The organism is Gilliamella sp. CG16, assembly GCF_046635785.1.
Classification (GTDB): Bacteria; Pseudomonadota; Gammaproteobacteria; order Enterobacterales; family Orbaceae; genus Gilliamella; species Gilliamella apicola_I.
Genome location: NZ_JBIDFL010000012.1, coordinates 50,427 through 71,675, shown reverse-complemented (window position 1 = coordinate 71,675; position 21,249 = coordinate 50,427). Strand labels below are relative to the sequence as shown.

The following is a 21,249-nucleotide window of genomic DNA, read 5'->3' as shown; positions in this document are numbered from 1 at the left end:
GCTGGGCTTTTTTGCTATCTATGATATAAGAAATTAAAATCAACGTAATAGAAGAGCAGAGAGGGATATAGTCTGGAGATGAGCTCATTAATCGCTTTTAATAAACCATTTAATGTGGTGTCTCAATTTTCAGCACATGAAAAATATCCAACATTGAAAGATTTTATCTCATTACCCAAATTTTATCCTGCTGGACGATTAGATACTGACAGTGAAAGATTACTTTTATTAACTAACGATGGTAATGTACTTGATTAAAGTAGGCATATTTTGAAAGGTGTAAGTTATCCCTATTTTTCAACCAAACACTATTGATGTTACCTTTCTTTATCATCTATCTAAATTCAACTTATTGTTTTAATATAATTTAACAATCATTTAACTCATTAATATTCTAATTTATCTTATAATTTTAGTCATTCAAAAAACAGTTTTTATAGAAACAATAGCACTACTGAAAATGGTTAAAACTAATCTGTTTAATAACATATTTCTCGATTAATAGCATTTTTCTATTTATTTATTGCTGTATGTATGAAACAATTTAGCCATATGAAATAGATTTTTTTGAGGTAGTCAGTGATTGATAATGATGGCTACCGTCCAAATGTAGGAATAGTTATTTGTAACCGTTATGGCCAAGTACTTTGGGCTCGTCGTTATGGGCAAAATTCTTGGCAATTTCCTCAGGGCGGAATAAAACAAAACGAAACGCCTGAACAGGCAATGTTTCGAGAATTGAATGAAGAAGTCGGATTATTACCTAAAGATGTAAAAATTTTATCTGTTACCAATGGTTGGCTCAGATATAAATTACCTAAACGTATGATTCGTTGGGAAAATCAACCTGTTTGTATCGGTCAAAAACAAAAATGGTTTTTATTAGAGTTAATTTCTGATAATTCAGTGATTAATCTCAATGTTTCTTCTACACCTGAATTTGATGATTGGAAATGGGTCAATTATTGGTATCCAATTCGACAAGTGATTTCTTTTAAACGTGATGTATATCGCAGAGCCATGAAAGAATTTTCATTACCCGTATTTGCCATACAAACTGAAGTGGATGTACAAGCAACAAACAGTTCAAACAAAAAAAAATCCAATTATTTTGTTCATAAACGTAAAAATAAACAGCGAACTAAAAGATGAATCAATATTTACAGTTTCCAAATTTCAATCCAATTGCCTTCTCAATTGGACCTATTTCTTTACACTGGTATGGAGCAATGTACCTTTTTGGGGTATTAGGTGCCCTTTTTTTAGCCAAGAGGCGAGCAAAAAAAACAAATAGCCAATGGACTGTTCCACAAGTTGAAAATTTACTGTTTTGGGGATTTTTAGGTCTTTTCGTGGGTGGGCGATTAGGTTATGTACTCTTTTATAATTTTAATGTTTTTATAAACGATCCCATATCATTATTTAAAGTTTGGGAAGGCGGGATGTCTTTTCATGGCGGATTGATTGGGGCTATTTGTGTTATTGCAATTTTTGCTAAAATAAACCACAAAACATTTATGCAAGTTGCCGATTTCGTCGCACCTTTAGTGCCAATAGGTTTAATGTTTGGGCGATTTGGTAATTTTATCAATGGCGAACTATGGGGGCGTGTGACTCATTCTTCAGTTGGGATGCTGTTCCCTACATCATCACATGCAGATTTCATGTTTGTTCAATCACATCCTGAATGGAAAGAACTGTATACTCAATTGCATGGCATACTTCCAAGACATCCTTCCCAATTATATGAAATGGCTTTTGAAGGTATTGTCTTATTTATTATTTTAAATCTGTTTATTAGAAAGCCAAGGCCAACAGGATCTGTATCTGGATTATTTTTACTATGCTACGGTTTATTTAGGTTTGTTATTGAATTTTATCGACAACCTGATGAACAATTAGGCTTATTTTTCAACATCATTAGTATGGGGCAAATTTTATGTCTACCTATGATACTAGGTGGTGCTTTAATTATGTTATATGCATATCGATTTAATCAAAAAGCGAGAAATTCATGAAACAATATTTAGACCTGATGAAAACAATCTTAAATGAGGGTACGCCTAAATCAGATCGCACAGGAACGGGTACGTTATCAATTTTTGGTTATCAAATGAGGTTTGATTTGCAAAAAGGGTTTCCACTGGTAACTACAAAAAAATGCCATTTACGTTCAATTATTCATGAATTACTTTGGTTTTTAAAGGGTGATACTAATATCAAGTATTTACAAGATAATAAAGTGACTATTTGGGATGAATGGGCGGATAAGAATGGCAATTTAGGCCCTGTTTATGGAAAACAGTGGCGAGCATGGGGAACAGCTGACGGTAGGCAAGTTGATCAAATATCGCAATTAATTCAACAAATCAAAACAGATCCCGATTCAAGACGTATGATTGTTTCTGCATGGAACGTTGGAGAGTTAGATCAAATGGCATTAGCACCATGTCATGCTTTTTTCCAATTTTATGTTGCCAATGGAAAACTATCATGCCAACTTTATCAGCGTTCATGTGATGTATTTTTAGGCTTACCGTTTAATATAGCAAGCTATTCATTATTAGTGCATATGATTGCTCAACAATGTGATCTAGAAGTGGGTGATTTTGTTTGGACGGGTGGCGATACCCATTTATATTCAAATCATATGGAACAAACGCATTTACAGCTAAGCCGGGAACCTCGAGCTTTACCAAAGCTTAAAATTAGACGTAAGCCACCCACAATTTTTGATTACGAATTTGAAGATTTTGAAATTGTTGATTATGACCCTTATCCCGCTATTAAAGCACCTGTGGCTGTTTAATCGGAATAAATTACTTCAACTGATTTTTATTTTACAAATTAAGTTGTCTAATATATTGGGATTAATCTGATTAATCCCTAATTTTAATTTTTAATCCTCATGTTAACAATTAGCATTATGAGAAATGAATGTCATTGTTAAGTTAGTAATTTGATTTTTCTGCCACCAAAACCAAGATATAGTATATAATAGTCCACTTTGTTATTGATAATAACTTAATCTTTATATGACTCAAAATCAGGAAATTCGCCCAATCTTTACTAAACGTTTATTACACCCGCGTTATTGGTTAACATGGTTTGGGATTGGTCTTTTATATCTTATCGTGTTATTGCCATATCCAATTATTTATCAATTAGGTAAAGGGTTAGGATTGCTATCAATGAAAATAATTGGCAAACGTAAAGAAACAGCAAGACAAAATCTAATGCTCTGTTTCCCCGAAAAATCACAGCAAGAACGTGATCAGATGTTGCGTGAAAATTTTATATCAACCGGTTTAGCGATTTTTGAAACGGGTATGGCTTGGTTTTGGTCAAATAAACGATTAGCTAAACAATCCTCTATTGTTGGCGATTCGCATATTACTCAAATACAGCAGGCTGGAAAGGGTGTATTACTAATCGGTATTCATTTTCTCACATTAGAATTAGGTGCTCGTATTTTAGGTATGCATCATCCTGGAGTTGGTGTGTATCGCCCAAATGATAATCCTGTTATGGATTACGTGCAGTTAAAAGGTAGGTTAAAGTCTAATAAATATATGTTAGAACGATATAACACCAAAGGAATGATTCGTGCATTAAAAAATGGTGAATTATTATGGTATGCACCAGACCATGATTATGGGCCTAAAAACAGCGTGTTTGCGCCTTTCTTTTCTGTCGAAAAGGCAGCAACTACAATAGGTACGCGTATTTTGGTTAAACTTGGTCAACCTGCAATTATCCCTTTTACCCCCAAACGTGAAAAAAATGGGCATTATACTGTTTATGTTACATCCCAGCTTATTGATTTTCCGATGGACGATGATGTGCAAGCAGCAACGTTTATGAATAAAGCAATTGAGCAAGAAATTTTAAAAGCGCCAGAGCAATATATGTGGTTACATCGAAGATTCAAAACTCGTCCAAAAGGTGAAGCACCATTATATACAGACAGTGTTCAATCCGACTAATACAGCTATTTTTTTGGGATTTTTGAAAAAAGAGTTAAAGATACAATATGCAAAAATTAAATAAGATTATTCTCTATTGCCGTATTGGTTTTGAAAAAGAGTGTGCCGCTGAAATCACAGATAAAGCGGCTCAAAAAGAGATCTTTGGATTTGCTAAAGTTAACGATAATAGTGGCTATGTTGTTTTTGAATGCTATCAAAATGGCGATGCTCAACGCTTAATTCAAGCGTTACCTTTTAGAACACTTATATTTGCACGCCAAATGTTTGTTACAGGCGATCGATTAGTTGATTTGCCAACAGATGATCGTATTACGCCTATTGTTGAAGCGTTAACGGGATGTATTGATAAAGCCGGCGATTTGCGAGTTGAAGTGGCAGATACTAATGAAGGAAAAGCGTTGGCGGGGTTTTGTCGCAAATTTACTGTTCCGCTTCGGCAAGCGTTAAGAAATCATCGGATTTTATTAAAAGTCCAAAATCCAACCCGCCCTGTTATTCATGTGTTATTTCTAAATAATAATAGTTGTTATGTTGGTTATTCACTAAGTGAAAATAATTCACCGTTCTATATGGGGATACCTCGGTTAAAATTTCCAGTTGATGCCCCAAGCCGTTCCACATTAAAACTTGAAGAAGCGTTTCATATCTTTATTCCCTATGAAGAATGGGAAGAAAGACTAAAAGGTGGATTAAATGCTGTTGATTTAGGCGCTTGTCCGGGAGGATGGACATACCAGCTTGTCAAACGAAGTATGATGGTTTATGCCGTTGATAATGGTCCAATGAATCCGAAATTAATGGAAACAGGACAAGTTAAACATTTTCGAGAAGATGGCTTTAAATTTATGCCTAAAAAGCATAATATTTATTGGTTAGTTTGTGATATGGTTGAGAAACCGACTAAGGTGACAGAATTAATAACTAAATGGCTTATCAATGGTTGGTGTCGAGAAACAATTTTTAATCTGAAATTACCCATGAAAAAGCGTTATGAAGAAGTAAAACAAAATTTACAATTGCTCAATAACATATTAAATGACAATCAAATTAATGTTCAAATTCAAGCAAAACAGCTTTATCATGATCGAGAAGAAATTACCGTTCATGTACAACGAATTTGGGGATAAAAATAATTAATTCTTTAATTGACTGTAGTTAGTTAAACTAAGCTAATTTTTTAGGTAAAAGAATATACTTTATTAGTCATCAAAATAGTTTATATATTGTTGTCTTTATAGCTTTATATATGTAACGAAAAAGCTTAATATTGATTGATATATGTTCTGATTTAAATCAATGAGTAATGTAATTAGCGGTCAAATCGCGGTAAATAGATAATAAAGCGAAAATAGTTGTGTTCTTCTATATCCCAAGTAAAAATGCGATAAATTAGCACGATCAAATTTACTAAAAAGTCATTATAAATTGAAAATAAATAGATTATTTTTGAAGTTAAATTAAACACATTATCATAACCAAACTAAGTAACAATGAATTAACAACGAATTTAGTGACAACAAATTACACGAGAATAGGTATGAATATAAAACGCTCATTTTACACAATGTTAATTTCAGTATTATTAGCATTTTTAGTTGGATGTTCAGGGAGCTTTTCAAAAAACGGTTCTGGCTTTGATGAAAGCAAAGATTCGAGTTATTATCTTTCACAAGTCGAAGCAAGTTCTGGAGAAGCTAAAACAAATTGGCAATTGTTAGCTATTCGGGCATTAATTAAAGAAAACAAGCTTTCACAAGCTAACACACTACTTTCTAAGTTGTCGACAGATCTCAATCCGGAACAAAAAATAGATAAAATTTTATCTCAAGGTGAAATCGCAGTTAGAACAGGAAAACGATTTAAGCTTGATACCTTATCTATTAACGAGCTTAATAATTCACAGTTATATCGATATTACTCCATCAAATTAGCTTTAGACAAAAAAAATATTAATGCTCAAGCACATGACTATATTGAATTAGAAAAATGGTCATCGAAAGATCAGCGTCAACAAATATTAAGTAGTACATGGAATTTTTTCAGTAAGTTAAGAAGCGATCAAATGGATAAAATTGCTGTAGGTACTAATGAAACCACATTACAAGGTTGGATTGAATTAAGTATCGCTTATCAAACAACTACACTAGTTGGTGCTTCTGACAATGAAAATTTAAAACAGGCTTTTCATGATTGGGCGACACGATATCCTAACCATCCTGGTAATGGTGTTATTTCAATGTTAACGGGAGAACAAACACTTAGTGTTGATAATGAAGGCAAAAAAGTGGCATTGTTATTACCGTTAAGTGGAACTTCACATATTTTTGGTGAAACAATTCGTCAAGGTTATTTTGATGCCATGAAGTTTTATCCACAAGAACCACAACAAAATATTGTGACGTTTGATACAGCAAGTGCCTCATTAGATAAATTAATTCAACAAGCTAAAGATAAAGATGTAGAATTAATTGTAGGGCCTTTATTAAAAGGTGATGTTAACTATATCAAGCAATTGGCGCCAGGTATTCCTGTATTAGCATTGAATAAAGTTGAGAATAAATCAGATACCCGCAACAAGATGTGTTATTTTGCATTATCGCCTGAAGATGAAGCAAAAGATGCAGCTAATCATATATTTGCACAAAATAAACTAAAACCATTGTTATTAGTCCCACAAAATGAACTTGGTAAACGCGTAGCACAAAATTTTGCAAAACAGTGGTCTCAACTTTCAGTTAACAGTTCACCAGCTTATGTCCAGTATTTTGGAAATGCTAAAACATTAAGTGATAGTATGAATAAAAATGTTGGTATCGAACTTGTTGGTGAGCCTATTGTTCTTAATGATATGCCATCGGAATCAATGAGTTTAGTTGATAATTTTACTGATTTTGATGCTATTTATATTTATTCCTCATACGAAGAATTAACGTTGATCAAACCGATGTTGGATATGGGAGCTGATAAACCGATTGGTCACTCGTCATCTGCGAGTGTTGCGCTGTATTCAAGTTCTAAAAGTCATGTCGCAAATGCATCTAATGACTTCTACTATGATTTAAATCAAACGCAATATGCTGAAATTCCGCTCATTTCTAATCAACTTGATACCTCGATCGAGTTGCCGGACAGTATTAAGAAGGATTATTCCTTAATGCGTGTTTATGCAATGGGAATAGATGCTTGGCGTTTAGCAAATCGTTTTAATCAATTAAGTTCAAATCAAACTAATTTTTTAGATGGAATGACAGGTAAATTATCAACGTCAGAACAATGCGAAATAACGCGCGCATTATCATGGCAACAATATTCTAATAGCTCAACTAAATCAGAACCGATTAGTGAATAGAAAAAAAATTGGCGAGCATTTTGAAAATATTGCTTGCCAGTATCTGCTTGGGCAAGGTTTAACGCTTATAGCTAAAAATAGTCAATTTCGCTTTGGAGAACTTGATTTGGTTATGCGTGACAAACAATGCCTTGTTTTTATAGAAGTGCGCTATCGAAAAAATGCCCATTTTGGTCATGCAGAAATGACAATAACGCCTAATAAACAAAATAAAATTAAACAGGCAGCGCAACTTTGGATGATTGCGCAAAATTTGAATATTGAAGAAACTGAGTTTCGATTTGATGTTTTTGCTATTACTGGTAAAAGCCAACAATGGATTATTAATGCGTTTTAATATTTAGGTGAAAACGTGCAAGACTTAATCAAAAATTATTTTACAGAAAGTATCCAAACACAAATTGTGATGGCTGAATCCTTAGGTTCGTCAATTGAAAAAGCCGCTAACATCATCGTTGAAGGATTACTTAATGGTAATAAAATTATGAGTTGTGGTAATGGCTCTTCGGCTGCGAATGTCCAAAGTTTTACTTCTCGATTAATTACCAGTATTGATATTGAAAGACCTAGTATCCCCGCTATCGCTTTAGTGTCTGATAATGTTTTATTAAGTGCGATTAAAAATCATGAAGAGATTTATGCACGTCAAATACAAGCATTGGGGCAACAAGGTGATATATTAATCGTGGCAACTTGCCAAGGGAACAGTAAAGCAATTATCCGAGCTGTACAAGAAGCGGTCATTAAAGATATGAAAATTGTTGCTCTAACGGCTTTTGATGGTGGAGAGGTAATAGGTTTATTAGGTCAAAATGATATTGAAATTAGAATTCCGACCTACAAAAAAGTGATGGCTTATGAGATGCATGCTATGATTTTAAACTGTTTATGCCAATTAATTGAAAATACTTTGTTTAATCATACTTAATAATGAAAATAAAAACAGTTTAGTTCTGCAATAATAGCGAATAATATGCTATAATTATAAGCTGTTTTAATGATTTATATTAATAAGAGAACTTGGTGTTATGACCGAACTAGCCAAAGAAATAACTCCCGTTAACATTGAAGATGAACTAAAATCCTCTTACCTTGATTATGCTATGTCTGTAATCGTCGGACGTGCACTGCCTGATGTTCGTGACGGCTTAAAGCCTGTTCACCGACGTGTTTTATTTGCCATGCATGAAGCGGGGTATGATTGGAATAAACCTTATCGAAAATCAGCTCGTGTAGTTGGGGATGTAATCGGTAAATACCATCCGCATGGTGACTCAGCTGTTTATGACACAATTGTACGTATGGCACAGCCATTTTCACTGCGTTATATGCTGGTTGATGGTCAAGGTAACTTCGGATCGGTTGATGGTGATTCGGCAGCAGCAATGCGTTATACCGAAATTCGTATGCAAAAGTTTGCAGGTGCATTACTGACAGATCTTGATAAAGAAACCGTCGATTTTTCACCAAACTATGACGGATCAGAAATGATTCCTGATGTGTTACCAACACGTATTCCTAACTTATTAATTAATGGATCATCAGGAATTGCAGTAGGTATGGCGACCAATATCCCACCGCATAACCTTACAGAAGTTATTAATGGATGCCTTGCTTATATTGAAGATGAAAATATTTCCATTGAAGGGTTAATGGAACATATTCAGGGGCCTGATTTTCCAACCGCAGCATTAATAAACGGTCGAAAAGGCATAGAAAATGCTTATCGTACTGGTCGTGGAATTATCTATATTCGTTCTAAAGCAACCATTGAAGTTGATGACCACAGTGGCCGTGAAACAATTATTGTTAATGAAATACCCTATCAAGTTAACAAGAAAAAACTCATCGAAAAAATTGCTGAATTAGTTAAAGATAAGAAAGTTGAAGGCATTTCTGCTTTGCGTGATGAATCGGATAAAGATGGCATGCGCATTGTCATCGAAATTAAACGAGATGCGGTGGGTGAAGTTGTACTGAATAATCTTTTCTCATTGACCCAATTACAAGTCTCGTTTGGTATCAATATGGTGGCTTTACATAAAGGTCAACCAAAACTGTTAAATTTACGTGAAATGATCGAAGCTTTTGTGCTTCATCGTCGTGAGGTTGTAACACGCCGTACTATTTACGAATTGCGTAAAGCCCGTGAACGTGCACATGTATTAGAAGGTTTAGCGATTGCACTTGCCAATATTGACCCTGTGATTGAGTTAATTCGAGCAGCTGCAACACCAGCTGAAGCAAAAAGTAAACTTTTATCTCAAGCTTGGCAACTTGGAAATGTCGCGGCAATGCTTGAAAAAGCAGGCGATGATGCTGCTCGTCCAGAAGATTTGGCTCCAGAATTCGGTATCCGTGATGGTCACTATTATCTTTCTGAGGCGCAAGCTCAAGCAATTTTAGATCTTCGTTTGCATCGTTTAACCGGACTTGAACATGAAAAAATTCTTGATGAATATAAAGAGTTATTAGTTCAAATCGGTGAACTATTATATATTCTGGCAAGTCCTGAAAGATTAATGGAGGTGATACGTGAAGAGCTTGAAGCGATACGCGATCAGTTCCAAGATGCAAGACGAACGGAAATTACGGCAAGTAGTGCAGATATCAATATTGAAGATCTGATTGCACAAGAAGATGTTGTTGTTACCCTTTCTCATCAAGGGTATGTGAAATATCAACCGCTTTCAGATTATGAAGCTCAACGTCGTGGTGGTAAAGGTAAATCTGCAACCAAAATCAAAGAAGAAGATTTTGTTGAAAAATTATTAGTTGCTAATACCCATGATACTATTTTGTGCTTCTCAAGCCGTGGTCGCTTATATTGGATGAAAGTTTATCAATTACCTGAGGCAAGTCGAGGATCTCGTGGTCGTCCAATTATTAATTTATTACCACTTGAAGAAAATGAACGTATCACCGCAATTTTACCTGTTCGGGAATTTGACGATGAACATTGCGTATTTATGGCGACTGCTCAAGGAACGGTGAAGAAAACTTCTCTTATTGAATTTAGTCGCCCACGTAGTGGTGGTATTATTGCAATCAACTTACGTGATGATGATGAGTTAATCGGTGTCGATTTAACGAGTAATGAATCATCAGCCATTGATGATGAAGAACTGAATGATGATGTAGTGAATGAAGACATTGAGTCAGATGATGACGAAATCACTCAAGTTTCAGATACGGAAGACATCATGCTGTTCTCTGCTAATGGTAAAGTTGTTCGCTTCCCTGCTAATAAAGTTCGAGCAATGGGGCGTACCGCTGCAGGTGTGCGTGGCATTAAACTTGAAAGTGATGATAAAGTAGTGTCACTTATCGTCCCTCGAGGCAATGGTGCGATTTTAACCGCAACGCAAAATGGTTATGGTAAGCGTACTCAACAAGAGCTTTATCCAACAAAATCTCGGGCAACAAAAGGGGTGATTTCGATTAAAGTCAGTGAACGAAATGGCGCTGTGGTTGGTGCTGTACAAGTGGATGAAACTGATCAAATCATGCTAATTACTGATGCCGGAACGTTAGTACGCACACGCGTTTCAGAAGTAAGTATTGTCGGTCGAAATACACAAGGTGTAAGATTGATTCGCACAGCTGATAACGAAAAAGTTGTGGGTCTGCAACGAATCGCTGAAACCGAAGATGATGATGTGGAATCAGTATCATCGCAGCAGAGAGACGAGCTGGATAATTCAGCTCAGGAGTCCGAAGAATAATTTTTAATTATTAAGAAGGATTAGTTATATAGCTAGTCCTTTTTTATTTTAGAAAACCTCAAAAAGGAATAGTATTAGATGTCATTTTTAATGAAAAAAATATTATCAAATCTTGCATGGCAAATCTTAATAGCATTAATTCTAGGCGTGGCTGTAGGTGCTTATCTGTTCGAACTTTCTGATTCAAACCATCCTTTGCATTCGGATTACCAATTTTTAATCGTTAATGTCTTTCAACCAGCTGGGGAAATTTTCATTCGCTTAATTAAAATGATCGTATTGCCGATTATACTAAGCACATTAACCTTAGGTATTGCAGGCATTGGCGGTTCAAAGCGATTAGGTATTTTAGGCTTTAAAACAATTCTCTATTTTGAAATTATCACAACTATTGCTATTTTGTTGGGGCTTCTTTGGGGGAATCTATTTACACCTGGGGCTGGTATTGATTCTTCAACTTTAGCAACTACTGATGTCAGTAATTTTGCTAAAGCAGCTCAAGAACAAAGCGAAAAACCACATGGCTTAATCGTCATGATTTTAGAGATGATTCCTGTTAATATCTTTAAAGCAATGAGTGATGGTGCTGTTTTACCTGTGATCTTCTTCTGCGTATTTTTTGGTTTAGGACTTATGTCTTTACCTGATAAGCAACGAGAACCTTTCGTATTTTTCTTAAAAGTTGTTTCTGATACCATGTTCAAAGTGACCAATATGATTATGCGTTATGCGCCGATAGGTGTCTTTGCACTTATTACTGTCACGGTGGCAAAATATGGTTTTGAATCTTTATTACCATTATTCAAACTTATTGTTACGGTTTATTCGGCAATGATTATATTTACAATTGTCGTTTTAGGACTTGTTTGTAAATTGTGCCGATTCAGTATTTTTAAACTTTTACGAATATTAAAAGAAGAGTTAGTTATTGCCTTTTCAACAGCGAGTTCAGAGACTGCATTACCTAAAATTATTGAAAAGATGGAAGCCTATGGTGCGCCAAAATCCATAACCAGCTTTGTTATTCCAACAGGTTATTCATTTAATCTTGATGGTTCAACATTATATCAAAGTATCACTGTTATCTTTTTAGCTCAGCTTTTCGGTATGGAATTGTCGATTCTCGATCAAATTATTGTTGTTATTACACTAATGGTTGCATCGAAAGGGATTGCTGGTGTACCGGGAGCTTCAATTTTGGTGCTTTCTGCGACATTAGGTAGTGTTGGAATACCGCTTGACGGCATTGGTTATATTATGGGGGTTGAGCGTATATTAGATATGGGGCGCACCGTGGTTAATGTGGTTGGTAATGCCTTAGCGGCTATTGTTATTGCTCGCTGGGAACATGTATTTGATGATAAAAAAGCCCAAGCATATGAACAGCAATATTTAAAATAAAAAATAGTTTTATAACTTTCCAAAAAGCTTCAGGATAAAAACTGGAGCTTTTTTTATAATTGAATTTAAGTGGTAAATGCTTATCTTCATTAATATTCTGTTTATGTGATAGTTTGTAACAATCAATATTTTTTAATTATCCATGTAGATAATAGAAGAATACATATGGACTATTAATAGAAGTTTAATTTGATAATGCTAGGTAATCGATAAACATAAAAAAACCCAGCTTTTGCTGGGTTTTTGGTATTTATCTAAAACTATTTGATTTTAGCTTCTTTATAGATAACATGCTGACGAACAACAGGATCGTATTTTTTGATCTCCATTTTTTCAGGCATGGTTCTTTTGTTTTTGCTAGTGGTATAAAAATGACCTGTACCAGCAGAAGAAACTAATCTAATTTTTTCGCGTACACCTTTTGCCATGATAGGGTTTCCTTATTAGTACTTTTCACCACGGGCACGAAGTTCAGCTAAAACTGCATCAATACCCTTTTTATCGATAGTACGCATACCTTTAGCTGATACACGTAATTTTACAAAACGTTTTTCACTCTCAACCCAAAAACGGTGAGTTTGAAGATTTGGTAGAAAACGACGTTTAGTAGCATTCATCGCATGAGAACGATTATTCCCTACTAAAGGTTTTTTTCCTGTTACTTGGCATACTCGTGACATGTCAATAATTCTCCAAAATTTCTATGCTTAAGCCTTGGGCGTAATATGTTAATGGAATTAACCTCGTCAGGCTTTTAGTTTGCTGCAGCTCTATTTGAGAAGCAGTTTCACCTCTCACACTACACCCACAATAATGAGGTAGCGAAGTATACGCTTTTATCGGCAAATTCTCAAGTATTATCTTGTTTAAGAAAAAAATAAGTTTAAATTTAACTGAGTTAAATAAAATACAAATATTGTGTTAATGGAAAATTCTCCTATACTGTCTTTTGTATAACTAAGTAAAGAGAGTTTGATCACATGAATCTTAAACAACTAAAATATTTCCAAGTGCTTGCTAAAACTCAACATTACACATTAACATCAGAATATTTTTCAATCAGTCAGCCAAGCCTTAGTCATTCTATATCAGAACTGGAAAAAGAGGTTGGGATTAAATTATTTCAAAAAAGAGGCCGAAATGTTGAACTAACAAAAGAAGGAAAACAATATCTTACTTATGTAGAACAAGCACTAACGGCATTATCAGAAGGCGAACAGTTTGTTAAAGAGTTAACCAGTGTTTCACATGGTCATATTGGACTTGCTTTTATCTATTCTATTAGTTCCAATTATATTCCAAAAATTATCAAGGCGTTTTTAGCTCAACCTGAGAATAAAGACATTACTTTCTCTTTTTATGAAGGAATGTCACAAAATATCATTGAAGGATTAAGAGACAAAAAATACGAGATAGCTATCTGTTCACGTTTACAAGATGAACCAGATGTTCATTTTCAAAAGTTAACTAAACAAGAATTAGTTTTTATTATCTCTAATGATCATCCTTTATCTAAGCGTAAAAAACTTGATTTAAAAGACTTAATTCACGAACCCCTTATTTTATTTACAGAACGAAGTGGGATGAAAAGTGTGATCGATGACATGTTAAATAAAACGGGCATCAAGCCGAACATAGCTTGTCATGTTGAAACAGAAAGCGCCATGATGGGATTAGTATCGATTAATTATGGTATCGGTATTATGCCGAGAGTACATATACCTGAAGAGTTCAATGTAACATTAGTACCAATGAGCAAAAATTATCAAAAAAGAGATATATTTATTGCGACAATGGAAAATAGACCGTTATTACCGGCAGCGCAGAAGTTTTATCATTTCTTAATTGAACACAGTGATGATGCGATTTTTGGTCGATAAATTTTATCAACTAGCATGAATTTATCATAGGGGATTTGGCATATCAGAATAATGATAAGGTTTGTGATGTGATAAACCTTATCAATGATCAATTTTCATCAAAAAATATAAAAAAGTTTATTATCGATGAATTTTCTAAACAATTTAACATTGCTTTTACTCATCAAATTTAAATTCTATATATTAAACAAATTGTTATAAAACAAATCATTAAGGGTGTCTATAATTTTAGAAAAAATGATTTAATTTTATAATAAATATGCTTTAATACAATGAATGACAGAATTTATTTATTCGGTTTAATTTTCTAACTTTCAAGGAGATTACATGAGCCAGTTCACGCCTTATAGTATTTACGGCATTATCGGTTATCCTTTAGGACATAGTTTGAGTCCACTAATTCATACCACATCATTTCAAGATTATGGCATTCCAGCGGTTTTGGTTCCATTTTCAACACCACCAGAAGATATTCCTACGCTTTTTAAATCTGTAAGATTATTAAATATTCGCGGATTGTGTGTCACAATTCCACATAAGCAAGCTATTATTCCTTATTTAGATGAAGTGACTGAACATGTCAAAAAAGCAGGTGCTGCAAATTTGGTTTATTGGGATGGTGATAAGCTTTGTGGTGATAACACAGATATTGTTGGTTTTATGCAACCTCTTCAAGAAAAGCAGCTACCGCCACACTACAAAAAAGTGCTATTACTTGGCGCAGGCGGTGCAGCTCGAGCTGCGGTAGTTGGCTTACATGATCTAGGTTATACCGATATTACTGTAACGGATATTGTAACAGATTTGCCGTTAGAGCTTGCCAAAGAATTTAATTTAAAAACGGTTGCTTGGGAAGACCGTGATAAAGTTGAAGCACAAATTATTATCAATTCTACGCCATTAGGTATGAAAGGTAAATTTGAAGATCAGACACCTTATGAATATTCTTGGTTCAAAGGAAAAGGTATTGCATATGACATTGTGTATACTCCATATCATACTCGTTTTAGACAAGAAGCTGAAAAAGCGGGATGGGAATCAATTTCGGGACGAGAAATGTTTATCGGTCAAGCGAATGCCCAATTCAAAATTTGGACAGGAAAAGATTTATCTGACCGGGCAAAACAAGCTGTTATAGATGCTTTAGCTGAAAAATAAGTATTTAGTAAAAATTCAATACATTGAACCATTTTGCATCATTAAATGTGTTTGATAAACGATTTATACAATTTGCTGAAAAATTCTAATTTTCGATTTTAATTGGTTTTTATTCTATTGTATAAATTTAGTCTGTTATTAGAAGGAGTAATTATGACTAACCTAGAATTGCAAGCTTATCGCCGTTTTCTTATGCTAAAAGTGCCAGAAGCAAGCGAATATATTGGTAAAACTGATGCGAAAACTTGGCACGATTGGGAAAAAGGCATAGAGCCTGTACCGGAATTTGTGGCTAATGCAATGAAAGCGCTAAAAAAACTTCGTACTGATAAAGTAAATATTATCATCAATAGTATTAATGATAGAGTAGGAAGTAATACTATTCGTTATTTCATGACATTTGAAGAATTTAAAAAGGTAAACCCAGATCTTGATGTCATACAGTGGCGCTTACATCAATCAATTGCAACGGAACTCTATTTTCGTGGTTTAGAAAAACTTTGTTAGTAGATTATAGATGATAATATAAATTTATAAAGTGAACAGAATAAAGGGTGTAAATTTTTATTTACAAAAAATTGATAAAAAATTAAATTAAATTTATAAAAATCAATGCCGTTTGTTTTGATAAACAATATGTAAAAAAATTGTTGCAAAAGCTGAAGTGAATCACTAGCATAGTGATATATTTTTCAATCTGTAAATATGAAAGGATCCAATATGAATAAGACAATTTTTTTAGTTGGTGCAAGAGCAGCAGGTAAAACAACTATAGGAAAAATGCTTGCAAATAAGCTGTCATTTTCTTTTGTTGATACAGATTGCCATTTACTGGAAACTACCCAAAAAACCGTTGCAGAAATCGTCGAAAAAGAAGGTTGGGAAGGATTCAGAGCAAGAGAGAGTCAAGTCCTGATTGATACGACCAAATCGTCACGTGTTATCGCAACTGGAGGTGGGATGGTATTAGCTGAACATAATCGTGACTTCATGAAACAAAATGGAACAGTGATCTTTTTATCTGCTCCTGCGGCAACATTAGCCGCACGCTTAATGAAAGATCCTAATGTTGCCCAAAGACCATCCTTAACAGGCTTATCCATCGTTGATGAAATGGAAAAAGTATTAGCAGATAGATTACCTTTATATCATGATGCAGCACATCATGTAATCAATGTTGATCAAGATGAAAGTCAAATTCTTAGTGAAATTCTTCAAATTTTGCAGAATTAATATACTATTTTCTTCCTTTCTTCCAAAGTGCCACATTCAATGTGGCATTTTTTATAAAAAAAAAGAATAAATTCTTAAAATACTATAGAATAAATTTATTTTTTGGTTCGTATATTAATCAATACTATATTTTTCTATTTATGAATTTATTAGAATCTATAAATAAATGTGACCAACATTAAAGTTTAGCAATAAAATTATACTTATCTCTTTTAGATTCAGATTGATGATTGTATATTGAAAGCAATTATAGTTTTATATTTTTAATTTTTAGCTATGGAGTACTACCAATGGATAATCGAAAGGTCAATTCTTATGGGATTGTCAGCTCTATTTACGCAAATTACATTATACAAAGTATTGCTTTAATCGTAATCATGCAATTTTCAAATGATCTTTCAAAACAACTCAATACCGATATTGTTGAACTTGGCTATGTTGCTTCTGGTATTGGGATAGGAAAAATATCTTTGATGCTAGCTGGTGGAATCTTGTCAGATATATTTGGTCGTAAACTTTTTATCTATTTAGGAATGGCATGTTATGTAATCTTTTTTGTAGGTATGACGTTTTGCACTGACATTCATATCGCCTTTTGTCTCGCTATTGCTATTGGGGCTGGAAACTCATGTTTAGATACTGGCTCTATGCCTACATTAACTGAGTGTTTTCCTCGATCAGCAGGTTCTGCTAGTGTATTGATTAAAGCGTTCATTTCAATTGGAACATTAATATTACCTTTTATCGTTACTTTTTTTGGTGAATATCATATCTGGTATGGTTGGGCATTTCTTTCTTTTGCTGCATTTTTGATAATCAATGGAATATTGCTTGCACCAACCCAATTTCCTTCTAAAAAAATTGCTATTACGGGGTGTGAAGGAAGTGATAATTATTTTAAAGATACCCCAAAATTTGCTATTGAAGGTGTGCTATTAATTATCATGGGGTTTACCACCACAGCAACATTTTTGGTCATTTCACAATGGTTGCCAACCATAGCGGTTCAAGGTGTGAATATGGATGAATTTGAAGCTAACCAGTTGATTAGCTATTATAGCGGAGCATCAATTATTTCTGTGTTTGTTACTGCATTTATAGTCAAATATTTTTTAAAGCCAATAGATTGCATCATTATTCTTCCTGCTCTATCCGCTCTTGTGCTCATTCTTTTCTATTTCAATATATCTTCGGAGATGTGTTTTTTTGTTGCTATTGGAATGGGGTTTACTGCTGCAGGTGGCGTACTTCAATTAACGTTAGTTGTCATGCAACAATTATTTCCAACCCATAAAGGTATTGCCGTTGGTTGTATGTATACTTTTAGCGGATTCTCTTTTACTGTTATTCCATTGATAGTACCTAAATTAGCGAAAATTGATGTACGTTATGCCATTTTGACCGATTTTGTTATTGCGCTGACTAGTGTGGTATTAGCGCTGATTGTCTATTTCCGTTTTACCAAAGTGATAGATATGAAAAAAATTTAAAACTCAATGTTATTTACATGATGAGTAAAATTTATTTTAGTGTTTTGAAAATTAATTTTTACAGGAAATAATAAATGAAAAATAGATATTTAGGCACTTCGATCTGTTTATATATAAACTACTTTGTGCATGGAATGGGGGCAATAATACTTGGTTTGAATATTGATTATTTAGCTGCTCAGTTTAATCCTGACATTGCTTACTTATTTAATATTACGCAAGATGCACTTACCCCTGAACAAACTGACTTAATAGGCAAGGCAAAAAAAAGTGTTTATGATGTCATGATGGGGTTAGGCGTGGGGCGCTTGCTAGTCCTATTTGTTATGGGAACGTTATCCGATAAGTATGGGCGAAAACCTTTTATTGCGTTAGGCGGATTATTTTATATTGGTTTTTTAGTTGGTATTTTGGTAAGCCCGAGTTTTGAAATTGCTTTTATGTTTGCGGTGTTAGGCGGTATAGCTAATTCAACACTTGATGCCGGTACTTATCCTGCATTAATGGAAGCTTTTCCAAAATCGCCTGGTTCTGCATCGATATTAACTAAAGCAGCGATTGCCGCAGGTCAATCAGTACTACCTATCATTATGGGTATTATTATGGCGAGTGAAGGGTATTACGGTTGGTCATTTATCTTATGTTGTATTATTCTCGCATTAAATGCATTAGTTGTACTGAAAATGCCATTTCCAAATCATAAAATCACACCAGAACAAGAAGAAAAAGATTTACAAACGATTACTGAAGAAGCGCCAACTTTAAAACATAAATCAAATTTTTGGATTGAAGGTATCTGTTTTATTGTGATTGGTTTTACCTCTACCGCAACATTTTATTTGGTTTCTTCATGTTTAAAGGATTTCTCTCAAACTGTCGCTGGTATGGATTCAGCAGGAGCGGTTAAGGCATTCTCTTCGTATGGTCTAGGTACCCTTGCTAGTGTCTTTTTAACTTCAATATTGGTCAAAAGTTTAATCAAACCTGTATATATTGTGGTTGTCTATCCGCTGTTATCTATGTTAATGCTTATCGTATTGTATCTCAATCCATCACCAACAATGTGTATTGTTGGAGGATTTGTGCTTGGTTTCACTGCTGCAGGCGGTGTATTACAGCTTGCATTAACGACCATGGCTGAATTTTTTCCATCAGGAAAGGGTAAAGTATTGGGCATTTTCTTCACTTCATCGAGCGTTGCAACGACAGTCATTCCCTTTTTAATTGGCTGGATATCTACAAATTTTGGTTTAAGATATATCATGTTAAGTGATGCAATCATTGCAGGTTTAGGTGCATTACTAGCGGTTATCGTATTAATGCGCTATCGCATAATCTTTAATATTAATAAATAAATCATTTAATGAAATTTTAGGAGATGTTGATATTAATTATGACAAAAAACGGTGAATAAATAATGCTCGTTTTTTAGTGCATTACTTAAATTTATTCTCAGTTTAAAAAGCATACAATAATGGTATGCTTTTTTTATACGTTGATTTTGTTTTTGTTACCACTTTTAATAATATTTTGATAAACAAAACACTATTGAATACAGGTTTTTCTTTTGTTACTTAACTTATGATTTTATCTTGTTAAAATTTTATCAAATATTGCTTGATTATTGTTCGCAAATAAATAAAAATACAAAAAATATGAATAAATATTCAATTTGGGTGATTGCGAAAATGAAAGAGCGAACAACCGAGTTAGTTGAAGGATTAAGGCATTCTGTACCTTATATCAATGCTCATCATGGAAAAACTTTTGTTATCCTATTAACAGGTGCTGTGCTAAAAAGTAATAACTATTCAAGTATTATTAGTGATATTGGATTACTGTATAGTCTTGGAATCAAATTGGTTATTGTCAATGGAGCACGCAATCAAATTGATGAATCACTTAAAAATCAAAATATTGAGCCGAAATACCACAAAAACACCCGAATTACAGATGCCGTTACTTTGGATATTATTAAGCAAGTAACAGGCATGTTACAACTGAATATTACTGCCAGTTTATCAATGAGTTTAAATAATACCCCATTACAAGGTGCTCATATTAATGTTGTCAGCGGTAATTTTGTTATTGCTCAACCCTTAGGAATAGACGAAGGAATTGATTATTGCCATACGGGTAAAATTCGTCGTATTAACAATGAGGCAATTGATGAGCAACTCAATCGTGGTTCAATTGTGCTATTAGGGCCGGTTGGTGTATCGGTGACTGGAGAAAGCTTTAATTTAGCTTCAGAAGATGTCGCTGCCGAAGTGGCGATTCGAGTCAAAGCTGAAAAGTTAATCAGCTTTTGTGCTGAGCAGGGTGTACTTGATGAACAAGGTAAAGTTATTACTGACCTTTTCCCAATCGATGCTGACAACTATGTCAATCGTAAACAGCAATTAGGTAAATATCTATCCAGTGAAGCTCGCTTTTTGAAAGCCGCTTCAAAAGCCTGTCGAAATGGTGTTAGGCGTAGTCATTTAGTTAGCTATTTAATTGATGGCGCTATTTTACAAGAACTATTTTCACGGGATGGCATAGGAACGCAAGTTGCTAAAGAGCATTCGGAGCAAATTCGCTTAGCGACCATAAACGATATTGGTGGTATTTTAGAATTGATTCGTCCATTAGAAGAACAAGGTATTTTAGTTAAGCGTTCACGAGAGCAATTGGAAATGGAAATTGATAAATTCACAATTATTGAACGTGACAATATGACTATTGGTTGTGCAGCGCTTTATCCTTATCAGGAAGAAAAAATGGGTGAAATGGCATGTGTAGCCATTCATCCGGATTATCGCAATTCATCCAGAGGTGATTTGTTAATTAATACGGTTGCAAGTAGAGCACAAAATTTAGGACTCAATAAAATCTTTGTGCTAACAACGCGTAGTATTCATTGGTTTAGAGAAAAGGGATTTAACCCAGCTGAAGTTGATGATTTACCGATTAAAAAAAAGCAACTTTATAATTATCAACGCAACTCCAAAATTTTAATGCTTGATATTATTTAAATTCTTT

General features: G+C 34.1%; 19 protein-coding genes and 1 pseudogene. 18 read left to right on the top strand and 2 right to left on the bottom strand.

The features are described 5' to 3' along the window. Positions 1–78: 78 nt before the first annotated feature. The 11 genes and pseudogenes from ACGH47_RS10205 to gltP form a co-directional block, all read left to right on the top strand. Positions 79–249 (top strand): annotated as a pseudogene (locus ACGH47_RS10205) (pseudouridine synthase); the annotation flags it as partial. A gap of 330 nt (positions 250–579) precedes the next feature. Beyond that, complete coding sequence (gene rppH / locus ACGH47_RS10200) at positions 580–1,152, top strand: RNA pyrophosphohydrolase (protein WP_065558435.1); 573 nt, start codon at positions 580–582, stop codon at positions 1,150–1,152. After that, positions 1,149–2,018: a prolipoprotein diacylglyceryl transferase gene (lgt, locus tag ACGH47_RS10195; RefSeq protein ID WP_411590618.1), complete on the top strand. Its 870-nt coding sequence runs from the start codon at positions 1,149–1,151 to the stop codon at positions 2,016–2,018. Before rppH ends, lgt begins: the two co-directional genes overlap by 4 nt. Further along, complete coding sequence (gene thyA / locus ACGH47_RS10190) at positions 2,015–2,809, top strand: thymidylate synthase (protein WP_267360940.1); 795 nt, start codon at positions 2,015–2,017, stop codon at positions 2,807–2,809. The genes lgt and thyA overlap by 4 nt, the downstream gene beginning before the upstream one ends. A gap of 226 nt (positions 2,810–3,035) precedes the next feature. Next, positions 3,036–3,986, top strand: coding sequence for an LpxL/LpxP family Kdo(2)-lipid IV(A) lauroyl/palmitoleoyl acyltransferase (gene lpxL, locus ACGH47_RS10185; RefSeq protein ID WP_267350157.1), 951 nt, complete (start codon positions 3,036–3,038; stop codon positions 3,984–3,986). Between the two features lie 47 nt (positions 3,987–4,033). After that, the gene (rlmM, locus tag ACGH47_RS10180) at positions 4,034–5,116 is read left to right on the top strand and encodes a 23S rRNA (cytidine(2498)-2'-O)-methyltransferase RlmM (protein ID WP_411590620.1); all 1,083 of its coding nucleotides are present in this window, start codon (positions 4,034–4,036) and stop codon (positions 5,114–5,116) included. A gap of 410 nt (positions 5,117–5,526) precedes the next feature. After that, positions 5,527–7,338 (top strand): penicillin-binding protein activator, encoded by a 1,812-nt coding sequence (locus ACGH47_RS10175; RefSeq protein ID WP_411623353.1) that lies wholly within the window; start codon positions 5,527–5,529, stop codon positions 7,336–7,338. Then, positions 7,331–7,675 (top strand): YraN family protein, encoded by a 345-nt coding sequence (locus tag ACGH47_RS10170; protein ID WP_267360932.1) that lies wholly within the window; start codon positions 7,331–7,333, stop codon positions 7,673–7,675. Before ACGH47_RS10175 ends, ACGH47_RS10170 begins: the two co-directional genes overlap by 8 nt. A gap of 15 nt (positions 7,676–7,690) precedes the next feature. Beyond that, positions 7,691–8,266 (top strand): SIS domain-containing protein, encoded by a 576-nt coding sequence (locus tag ACGH47_RS10165; protein ID WP_220215956.1) that lies wholly within the window; start codon positions 7,691–7,693, stop codon positions 8,264–8,266. Between the two features lie 100 nt (positions 8,267–8,366). Next, on the top strand, positions 8,367–11,063 hold the full coding sequence (gene gyrA, locus ACGH47_RS10160; protein ID WP_267360930.1) for a DNA topoisomerase (ATP-hydrolyzing) subunit A: 2,697 nt from the start codon (positions 8,367–8,369) through the stop codon (positions 11,061–11,063). A 90-nt stretch (positions 11,064–11,153) separates the two neighbouring features. Continuing rightward, on the top strand, positions 11,154–12,464 hold the full coding sequence (gene gltP / locus ACGH47_RS10155) for a glutamate/aspartate:proton symporter GltP (protein ID WP_267360946.1): 1,311 nt from the start codon (positions 11,154–11,156) through the stop codon (positions 12,462–12,464). 260 nt (positions 12,465–12,724) lie between these two features. On the opposite strand, the gene rpmG is transcribed toward gltP, so the two are convergent. Both rpmG and rpmB read right to left on the bottom strand, forming a co-directional pair. Then, positions 12,725–12,892 (bottom strand): 50S ribosomal protein L33, encoded by a 168-nt coding sequence (gene rpmG, locus ACGH47_RS10150; RefSeq protein ID WP_025314526.1) that lies wholly within the window; start codon positions 12,890–12,892, stop codon positions 12,725–12,727. A gap of 15 nt (positions 12,893–12,907) precedes the next feature. Continuing rightward, positions 12,908–13,144 (bottom strand): 50S ribosomal protein L28, encoded by a 237-nt coding sequence (gene rpmB, locus ACGH47_RS10145; protein ID WP_220215954.1) that lies wholly within the window; start codon positions 13,142–13,144, stop codon positions 12,908–12,910. A 300-nt stretch (positions 13,145–13,444) separates the two neighbouring features. Between rpmB and ACGH47_RS10140 the strand changes: the two genes are divergently transcribed. From ACGH47_RS10140 to argA, 7 genes are all read left to right on the top strand, one after another. Next, complete coding sequence (locus ACGH47_RS10140; protein WP_220215953.1) at positions 13,445–14,344, top strand: LysR family transcriptional regulator; 900 nt, start codon at positions 13,445–13,447, stop codon at positions 14,342–14,344. Positions 14,345–14,671: 327 nt separating this feature from the next. Beyond that, positions 14,672–15,502, top strand: a complete 831-nt coding sequence (aroE, locus tag ACGH47_RS10135; protein ID WP_411623352.1) for a shikimate dehydrogenase — start codon at positions 14,672–14,674, stop codon at positions 15,500–15,502. Positions 15,503–15,655: 153 nt separating this feature from the next. Next, positions 15,656–16,009, top strand: coding sequence for a DUF1870 family protein (locus ACGH47_RS10130; protein WP_267350143.1), 354 nt, complete (start codon positions 15,656–15,658; stop codon positions 16,007–16,009). A gap of 213 nt (positions 16,010–16,222) precedes the next feature. Beyond that, positions 16,223–16,735, top strand: a complete 513-nt coding sequence (gene aroL, locus ACGH47_RS10125; protein ID WP_267350141.1) for a shikimate kinase AroL — start codon at positions 16,223–16,225, stop codon at positions 16,733–16,735. A gap of 290 nt (positions 16,736–17,025) precedes the next feature. Further along, entirely contained in the window at positions 17,026–18,225 is a 1,200-nt protein-coding gene (locus ACGH47_RS10120; protein ID WP_411590627.1) for an MFS transporter, read from the top strand. A 74-nt stretch (positions 18,226–18,299) separates the two neighbouring features. Beyond that, positions 18,300–19,580, top strand: a complete 1,281-nt coding sequence (locus ACGH47_RS10115; protein WP_411623351.1) for an MFS transporter — start codon at positions 18,300–18,302, stop codon at positions 19,578–19,580. A gap of 333 nt (positions 19,581–19,913) precedes the next feature. Next, a complete protein-coding gene (gene argA / locus ACGH47_RS10110; protein ID WP_411623356.1) occupies positions 19,914–21,242 on the top strand; it encodes an amino-acid N-acetyltransferase in 1,329 nt (442 codons plus the stop codon). Positions 21,243–21,249: the final 7 nt, after the last annotated feature.

What these genes read in the sequence shown, in the direction of transcription:
- lgt (WP_411590618.1), top strand. Translation starts at nt 1,149, where the DNA reads ATGAATCAATATTTACAGTTTCCAAATTTCAATCCAATTGCCTTCTCA.
- thyA (WP_267360940.1), top strand. Translation starts at nt 2,015, where the DNA reads ATGAAACAATATTTAGACCTGATGAAAACAATCTTAAATGAGGGTACG.
- lpxL (WP_267350157.1), top strand. Translation starts at nt 3,036, where the DNA reads ATGACTCAAAATCAGGAAATTCGCCCAATCTTTACTAAACGTTTATTA.
- rlmM (WP_411590620.1), top strand. Translation starts at nt 4,034, where the DNA reads ATGCAAAAATTAAATAAGATTATTCTCTATTGCCGTATTGGTTTTGAA.
- ACGH47_RS10175 (WP_411623353.1), top strand. Translation starts at nt 5,527, where the DNA reads ATGAATATAAAACGCTCATTTTACACAATGTTAATTTCAGTATTATTA.
- gyrA (WP_267360930.1), top strand. Translation starts at nt 8,367, where the DNA reads ATGACCGAACTAGCCAAAGAAATAACTCCCGTTAACATTGAAGATGAA.
- gltP (WP_267360946.1), top strand. Translation starts at nt 11,154, where the DNA reads ATGAAAAAAATATTATCAAATCTTGCATGGCAAATCTTAATAGCATTA.
- rpmG (WP_025314526.1), bottom strand. Translation starts at nt 12,892, where the DNA reads ATGGCAAAAGGTGTACGCGAAAAAATTAGATTAGTTTCTTCTGCTGGT.
- rpmB (WP_220215954.1), bottom strand. Translation starts at nt 13,144, where the DNA reads ATGTCACGAGTATGCCAAGTAACAGGAAAAAAACCTTTAGTAGGGAAT.
- ACGH47_RS10140 (WP_220215953.1), top strand. Translation starts at nt 13,445, where the DNA reads ATGAATCTTAAACAACTAAAATATTTCCAAGTGCTTGCTAAAACTCAA.
- aroE (WP_411623352.1), top strand. Translation starts at nt 14,672, where the DNA reads ATGAGCCAGTTCACGCCTTATAGTATTTACGGCATTATCGGTTATCCT.
- ACGH47_RS10130 (WP_267350143.1), top strand. Translation starts at nt 15,656, where the DNA reads ATGACTAACCTAGAATTGCAAGCTTATCGCCGTTTTCTTATGCTAAAA.
- aroL (WP_267350141.1), top strand. Translation starts at nt 16,223, where the DNA reads ATGAATAAGACAATTTTTTTAGTTGGTGCAAGAGCAGCAGGTAAAACA.
- ACGH47_RS10120 (WP_411590627.1), top strand. Translation starts at nt 17,026, where the DNA reads ATGGATAATCGAAAGGTCAATTCTTATGGGATTGTCAGCTCTATTTAC.
- ACGH47_RS10115 (WP_411623351.1), top strand. Translation starts at nt 18,300, where the DNA reads ATGAAAAATAGATATTTAGGCACTTCGATCTGTTTATATATAAACTAC.
- argA (WP_411623356.1), top strand. Translation starts at nt 19,914, where the DNA reads ATGAAAGAGCGAACAACCGAGTTAGTTGAAGGATTAAGGCATTCTGTA.